This is a genomic window from uncultured Campylobacter sp. (assembly GCF_938040115.1).
In the GTDB taxonomy this organism is placed as follows: domain Bacteria; phylum Campylobacterota; class Campylobacteria; order Campylobacterales; family Campylobacteraceae; genus Campylobacter_A.
The window spans coordinates 1-7,138 of sequence record NZ_CALHXD010000105.1 but is presented as its reverse complement, the minus strand read 5'-3'; the positions used below and the strand labels follow the sequence as shown (position 1 = coordinate 7,138).

At 47.9% G+C, this 7,138-nt stretch carries 7 protein-coding genes; all 7 read right to left on the bottom strand.

Annotation, left to right across the window (positions count from 1 at the left end; genetic code table 11):
- Positions 1-1,130, bottom strand: a 1,130-nt coding sequence (locus Q0314_RS04020; RefSeq protein WP_298056772.1) for a hypothetical protein, incomplete at its 3' end; no start/stop codon positions are given.
- On the bottom strand, positions 1,127-1,780 hold the full coding sequence (locus Q0314_RS04015; protein ID WP_298056769.1) for a HyaD/HybD family hydrogenase maturation endopeptidase: 654 nt from the start codon (positions 1,778-1,780) through the stop codon (positions 1,127-1,129). The genes Q0314_RS04015 and Q0314_RS04020, both read right to left, overlap by 4 nt.
- Positions 1,780-2,463: a Ni/Fe-hydrogenase, b-type cytochrome subunit gene (gene cybH / locus Q0314_RS04010; protein ID WP_002947950.1), complete on the bottom strand. Its 684-nt coding sequence runs from the start codon at positions 2,461-2,463 to the stop codon at positions 1,780-1,782. The genes Q0314_RS04015 and cybH overlap by 1 nt, the downstream gene beginning before the upstream one ends.
- A gap of 11 nt (positions 2,464-2,474) precedes the next feature.
- On the bottom strand, positions 2,475-4,193 hold the full coding sequence (locus Q0314_RS04005) for a nickel-dependent hydrogenase large subunit (protein WP_298056764.1): 1,719 nt from the start codon (positions 4,191-4,193) through the stop codon (positions 2,475-2,477).
- Positions 4,194-4,195: 2 nt separating this feature from the next.
- Complete coding sequence (locus Q0314_RS04000; protein ID WP_002947953.1) at positions 4,196-5,344, bottom strand: hydrogenase small subunit; 1,149 nt, start codon at positions 5,342-5,344, stop codon at positions 4,196-4,198.
- A gap of 382 nt (positions 5,345-5,726) precedes the next feature.
- On the bottom strand, positions 5,727-6,113 hold the full coding sequence (locus tag Q0314_RS03995) for a hypothetical protein (RefSeq protein ID WP_298056761.1): 387 nt from the start codon (positions 6,111-6,113) through the stop codon (positions 5,727-5,729).
- A 149-nt stretch (positions 6,114-6,262) separates the two neighbouring features.
- Positions 6,263-7,138, bottom strand: an 876-nt coding sequence (locus Q0314_RS03990) for a class II fumarate hydratase (RefSeq protein WP_298056759.1), incomplete at its 5' end; no start/stop codon positions are given.

The following is a 7,138-nucleotide window of genomic DNA, read 5'->3' as shown; positions in this document are numbered from 1 at the left end:
AAAAAGCCGTTTTGTACGCCAAGCTCGCCGCGCGGCAGGCTAAAGTTTTCGCCGTAATTTTGAAGCAATCTCTCGCCGCCCTCCTCGCGCTTTATCTGTGCGTAAAGCTCCTCAAAGCTCCCGGGCAAGGCGAAATTTAAGACGTTAAAATCATCAAATTTGGGGTAAATTTTAACTTCATCGTCTTTAAACCTGCTTAAAAATATCCTAGCTATCCCGCCGTCTGCGTCAAATTCTTTTTTTGCGAGGTTAAAAGCGGCTAGATTTTTATCCGCAGCGCCCTCTATCCGGCTCAAATTTGCGCGCGAATAATAAATCCTAGAGCCGCTAAAAATGTATCCGTTTTCAAGCACCACAGCCTTAAATGGCGGCTTTTGCGCCTTAAAAGCGATAAAATTTACGCCCGCTTTAAAAAGCTTGTCGCAAAGCGCATAGATAAAAATGTCTCTAGCCGCGCAGACATCAAAAAATCTAGGAGAACTCGGGTGATTGCCGCGGTAGATCACCGTCGTTTTTAGCGTAACGGCGGGCTTTTCGTAGCTTGCTAAGGCAACCTGCTCGGCTTCGTTTGCGATAAAAATTTTGGGTAAATTTTTAAGATTTGTCGGCATTAAAAGATTAAAATTTTCGTTTAGCTCGGTGAAATTTGACGCTTCAAATTCGCCGCTAATATCTTTAAATTTAACGCTTTCGCCCGCGCTTAAATTTTTAAAAGCAAACTCCAAAAGCTCGTTAAAATTTGCCCTCGTAACAGGCGTAAATTTGCCCTCTAAAAAAACGCAAACGTCGCCAAAAACGCCGTTTTCGCACTCTTTTAGCTCGCCTTTTAGATAGGCGCTAACGACGCTTGGCGTGATGTTTGAGAGGGTATTTACGGGCTCGCTTACTTCGCCTTGGGGCAAATTTTCGCCCGCGCAAACCCTTGAGCCGCGCAAAAACACGCTGTGAGGCAGCGCGCTAGAAAGTAGATCGGAAAACGCCAAAAGCTCCTCTTGCGAGCCTTTTGCATAAAGCGTCGTTAAGTCTAGCTCCTTTTTAATGCTAAATTTTAACCCGCTTTTTTGCGCGTAAAATTTAAGAAAAAACGCGAAATTTTCGCTCGCGCCGTCAAACTCGTAAGCTAAAATCATATCGCGCCCTTTTTTGAAAACTCTAAAGCGATATCAGAAACGCTAAAATTTGCAATCTTTTCGTAGCAAAATCCAAGGCGCGAAAGCTCGTTTAAAAGCGTCTTTTCCATCAAATTTACGCCTTTTATAGCCTGCATGGAGAGCTCAAAGCTCATAGGCTCGATACGCTTTGGCACGATACCTAAAATTTTCGTCCGCGGCAAATCGCCCGCAAGCTCCATGAGCCGCAAGGTCTCTAGCATCTCGACCTCGTGCGCGGAGCCGTTCCACGAGACGGCGGGCGACATCTGCTCGTAACCGAAAAAATAAACATCCCCCGTCTCGCCCTCCTCGGCACTGATGCAATCAACAACTATCAAAAAATCAGCCCAAGCAATAACCGGCGTTAGCGCCATAGCTAGCGTACCGCCGTCGATAAATTTGAGCTCCAAATTTGCGCCGTCCGCGCTAAATTTAGAGCTGCCTAGACGAGCGAGGTCGCCGCTCAAATTTGACGCGTCAAATTTATCGCCCAAATTTAAATCGGAGTCAAATTTAGCCCCTATTTTAGGGCTAAATTTGTAGTTTCGCTCCATCATCTTTACAAAATGCACCCCAACGCCCTCGTCGCCAAACATCACGTTGCCGATACCTAGCACCAAAACGCGCATCAGTGCTCGTCTTTTACGTATTTGTAGCCGCTTACGATGGCGTCCATAGCTCCGTTTTTGCCTTTTACGGCGTTAAATACCGCCATATACACGTGCGCCACGACAAAAACCATGATGATCCACATGCAGATGCGGTGTATCGTGCGGACGTTAGCTAGACCTCCCATGAGCTCCTCACACTGCCTCATCGGCTCGTAAAGTAGCCCGCCAAGCCCCTCGTGATAGACGTGGACGTAGAGCACGAGGCCCGTTAGGCAGATCAGGAAAAGCACCAGATAAAAGAAAAAATACGACGCAAACTGAAGCGGGTTATAAACGCCCTTTAGATGCGGGTGCGGGCCTAAAAACAGATAGTATTTTATCTGCGCTATCCAGACTTTTGGATTAAAAAAATCGACGATACTCACGACCTCTTTGCGGCTGTATTTATCAAATATAAATAGGTAAAGCTTGAAAATAAAGCACGCTATCAGGACAAATCCCGCGATCTGATGAGCCGCGCGCCACTTGGCGTTCATAAACAGCACTGGCTGGGTCGTGACCTCGGGACTAACGAAAACATACGATATATAGTATCCGCTCACAACCAAAAAGGTGATGGCAAAAAACCTGATCCAGTGCGTCGCTCTAAGCCCGATGGAAAATTCATACTCGCTTTTGCGGTCAAATTTATGCTCGCTCATAGCCGCTCCTTTCACAAATTCGGGTTGATTTTGTATTCGCCCAGCTGCGTGCCGCGCGCATCCATCACGTGTACGGCGCATGCGATACAAGGATCATAGGAGTGGATCTTGCGTATGATCTCAAGCGGCTTGGTTAGGTCTGCGATCTTTAGCCCGATGAGGCACTCCTCGTAGCTTCCGCGTACGTTTGCGGCGTCTTTTGGCGAGGCGTTCCACGTACTAGGCACGACTGCTTGCCAGTTGGTTATCACGCCGTCTTTTATGCGGCACCAGTGGCTGAGCGCGCCGCGAGGAGCATTGCCTTGGAAATTTCCCTTATACTCTTTACCGTTATCTATGACGTACTTCGCGCAGGTTTCTTGATCGGTTTTTAGATTTTCTACGAGGCTATTAAAGGCAGTTAGTCCGTGATCGGCTACTAGCTTGGCCTCTAGCATCCTGGTTGCGGTTCTACCCAGAGTAGAAAATACCGCCTCAAGCGGAAGCCCCGTATCTTTTAAAAATTTATCGACGATTTTTACCACGCGCTCGTTGCCTTTGGCGTAGTTTATCACGATGCTTGCTATCGGGCCCACCTGCATAGGTTTGCCGTCGTAGCGAGGAGCTTTGATCCAGCTATATTTGCCTTTTTCGTCAAAAACTTTAGTATCTACCTCTTTGCCGTGACCGTCCAGAGTTTTCATATCTTTTAGGCCGGTGTAGTTTGGCTCGGTCTGCCCGTCGTACGGATGCAGCGGGGCCGGGTTTTTATACCATGCGCGAGTTGCTTCCTCGGTGATCTTATCGCCGTCTACTTCGTAAACCTTGCTGATGTCTCCGTTTAGGATAGCGCCGCCTTGGATCAGATACTCGTTTCTGCCGACTAAAAACTCGTCGTAAGCGAACAAATTTGACACGCCGACGTCTTTTAGCACGCTAGGCTCGTTTGCATAAACTTTAGCAGCCATGACGAGATCGGGATAATACGCCCTGTTAATAAAATCGGCCGTTTCTTGAAATTTAGTTAGGTATTCGCCCAGTCTTGCAGGATCAAGTAGGTCCATAACGCAGGTCACGCCGCCTACGGTTAGGCTTTGCGGGTGCGGGTTTTTAGAGCCAAATATCGCCATCATCTGCGCTACCGTTCTTTGTATCCTTAGACACTCTAAATAGTGCGAAAGCACGATCAAATTTTGCTCGGGCGTAAATTTATAGGTCGGATGTCCCCAGTAGGCGTTGGCAAAAGGTCCTAAATTTCCTTTTTTTACGAAGGCTTCGACGCGTTCTTTTACCTCTTTTAGCTTATCTGCGCCGGTCGCGTAAGGCGTGTCGCAGTATTTAAACGCCTCGTCGCTAGCCTTGCGTACGTCCGCGCTTAGAGCTGAGACCACGTCCACCCAGTCAAGGCCGTGAAGCTGATAAAAATGCACTACGTGATCGTGCATATAAAGGGCGTTATTCATCAGCGTGCGCGTTAGCTGCGCGTTTAGCGGAGGAACGATGCCTAGCGCGTTCTCGACGGCCATGATGCCCGCGCGGTAGTGCGAAAACGTACAAACGCCGCAAATCCTCTGCATAAAAAATCCAGCATCCCTCGGATCTCGCCCCTTTACGACCTGCTCTATACCGCGCCAAAGCGTCGAGCCCGAGTAGGCTTCTTTCACTACATTATTTTCATCTACGACGACCTCTATGCGCAGGTGGCCTTCTATCCTGGTTATCGGGTCTATTACTATTCTTTGCTCGCTCATTTTTACGCCTCCTCTTTGTCTTTAGCAAAAATGCTTATCGCGGCGTGCGCTGCTATACCGATACCTGCGAGCGCCAGCACTCCGATGCCGATTTTATCGCTGACGTTATCGGCGCCTAGACCCAAAACCGTGTTAAACAGCCTATCGGCCATCGGCTCCTCAAAAGGCCCCATCGTATCCCAAAAATCAGGCTCCGAGCAGCCTATACAGCCGTGACCCGCCTGCACCGGCCAGCTAGTGTGCTGATTAAATCTCTCGCGAGAGCAGTTATTAAACGTATATGGGCCTTTGCAGCCGACTTTATAGAGGCAGTAGCCGTTTTTTGCGCCCTCGTCGCCAAAGGTCTGCACGAACTCGCCCGCGTCAAAATGCCCTCTTCGCTCGCAAAGATCGTGAATCCTAAGTCCGTAAGCCCATTTTGGACGGTTAAATACGTCAAGTGCGGGCAAAGTACCGAAAAGTATGTAGTGAAGGACGTTGCCCACGATATTTTTCTCGCTAGGAGGACAGCCCGGGACGTTTATGACCGGTTTTGAAGTTACTTTTGATAGGCCTACGGAATTTGACGGATTTGGCTTTGCCGCTTGTATACCGCCAAAGCTCGAACAGGTGCCGATAGCAAATATCGCCGCGGCGTTTTCGCTCGCGTGCTTTGCGTGATGAAGGCCGCTAAGACCCAAAGGACCGACCGTTAGATAGTTTTCCGTATCGCCCGTAGGTATGCCGCCCTCGACTAGCAGGATGTATCTGTCTTTGTATTTTTCGATCGCACTTTCTAGGTTTTCCTCAGCCTGCCAGCCTGCCGCAGCCATCACGGTTTCATGATACTCGAGGCTGATGTAATCAAAAATCAAGCTATCTATACTCGGCGCATCGGTGCGAAGCAAACTCTCGCTACATCCGGTGCACTCGGCCATATGTAGCCATATCACGGGCAGCCTGTCGCTAAGCTCGGCGGCTCTAGCTACGGTTGGCGCCATAGATGCAGGCAGCGCCATAAACGCCGTCATCGCGCCGGCCCACTTCATAAAATCTCGCCTGCTAAATCCGCTTTTCTTTAAAGCTTCGCCGATTGAACCGTTTTTAAAAGTCGGAAGCGTGGCAAGCACGTTAAGCCTCTCGTTTATCCTAACTAGGACGTCATCTTTCATGCTCTCTCCTTTGGTGAAATTTGCATTTTGACATTTTTGATAACAGAGTAAATTTGTCTTTAATCATTATCAAATAGCTTTAAATATTGAAATATTACAACTAAAAATTAAAATTCTATATTTAGTAAAAGTATTAGTTTTTATGATTAAGTATATTATTATTTTAGTGTTATTTTTGCGAGAAAAGTCCTAAAAATAATTAAAGTATAAAAAATAGATTTAATAAATCATTTTTGTATTTTGATATTTTAAAATCAAAATCGTCCTATTTCTTAAATTTGCAAATTTAATTTCAAGGCCTTAAGATTTTTTGCTTTTTTAAAATTTGAAAAGCAAATTTACTCTACTTAAATTTGACTTTGCAGTCGGCAAATTTACGGCGTCAAATTTTACTCTGGCCGCCTTGCATCTCTAAAATTCGCGCGCTTATTTGCATTATCTGCGCAAAAACCGCTCCCTTTTGCGTCTCGAGCGAGGCCGCCATATCCTTTGCGTATGGATTTTTGCTCGCTTTTACTCGCTTTATCGCGGCTTCAAGCTCTTTTAGCCGTTTTTGTAGTTTTTCTAGCTGTTTTTTTAGGATATCTGCGCTGCTTTCGCCCTCGTTTGCGCCGCTAGGCAAATTTGACGCGCCGCGCAAGATATCGCCCCTATCGCCGCTTTTTAAATTTAGCGCGCCCGCGTTTAAATTTACCGCGCTAGTCGCTGCAGAGCTTTTGCCCACGCTCATCAAATTCGAGTTTAAATTTATGTTTAGTTTTACATCCATCACCGTACCTTTAAATTTAAAAGTATATCGGCAAATTTGAGTAAAATTTAAGGCGCAACCGTAAATTTTACTCTCAAATTTATGGATTTTAAAGAAGGCTCGGCAAAATCGCCCAAATCCCGCCGAGCCCAAAAAGCAAAGCGCCGAGTTTACTCCTTCGGCGCGATCATATCCTCAGGCACCACCCACGCGTCAAATTCCTCGGCGGTAAGTATGCCCGATTTTATCGCCTCTTCGCGTAGCGTCGTGCCGTTGTGGTGCGCGGTTTTGGCGATTTTGGCGGCATTTGCATAGCCGATATGCGGATTTAGCGCGGTTACTAGCATTAGGCTCTCGTGAAGTAGCTTGTCGATTTTTGCTGCATTTGCCGTGATACCGCAAGCGCAGTGTTTCTCAAAGCTGTTCATAGCGTCGCTTAGCAAGCGGATGCTTTGGATGAGGTTGTACGTGAGCACCGGCTTAAAGACGTTTAGCTCGAAGTTGCCCTGGCTTGCAGCGACGGAGATCGCGACGTGGTTGCCCATTACTTGCGCCGCTACCATCGTGACGGCTTCGCACTGCGTCGGATTTACCTTGCCCGGCATTATCGAGCTTCCAGGCTCGTTTTCGGGGATGTTTATCTCGCCGATACCGCATCTTGGCCCGCTTGCTAGCCAGCGCACGTCGTTTGCGATCTTCATCAAATTTGCCGCCAGACCGTTTAGCGCGCCGCTTAAAAACACCTCGGCGTCGTGGCTGGTTAGGCCGTGAAATTTATTCGGATGGGATTTAAATTTAAACGCCGTGCCCGTTAGCGCGTTTAGCTCGTCGCTTACCATCTCGCTAAATTTCGGGTGCGAGTTTAGCCCGGTGCCTACCGCGGTGCCGCCGATAGCAAGTTCTTCTAAAAACGGCATAGTAGCGAGGATCTGCGCCTTGCTCGCCTTTAGCATATGCGCGTAGCCGCTAAATTCCTGCCCGAGCGTGAGCGGCGTGGCGTCTTGCAGGTGAGTGCGGCCGATCTTTACGATCCCCGCAAACTCGGC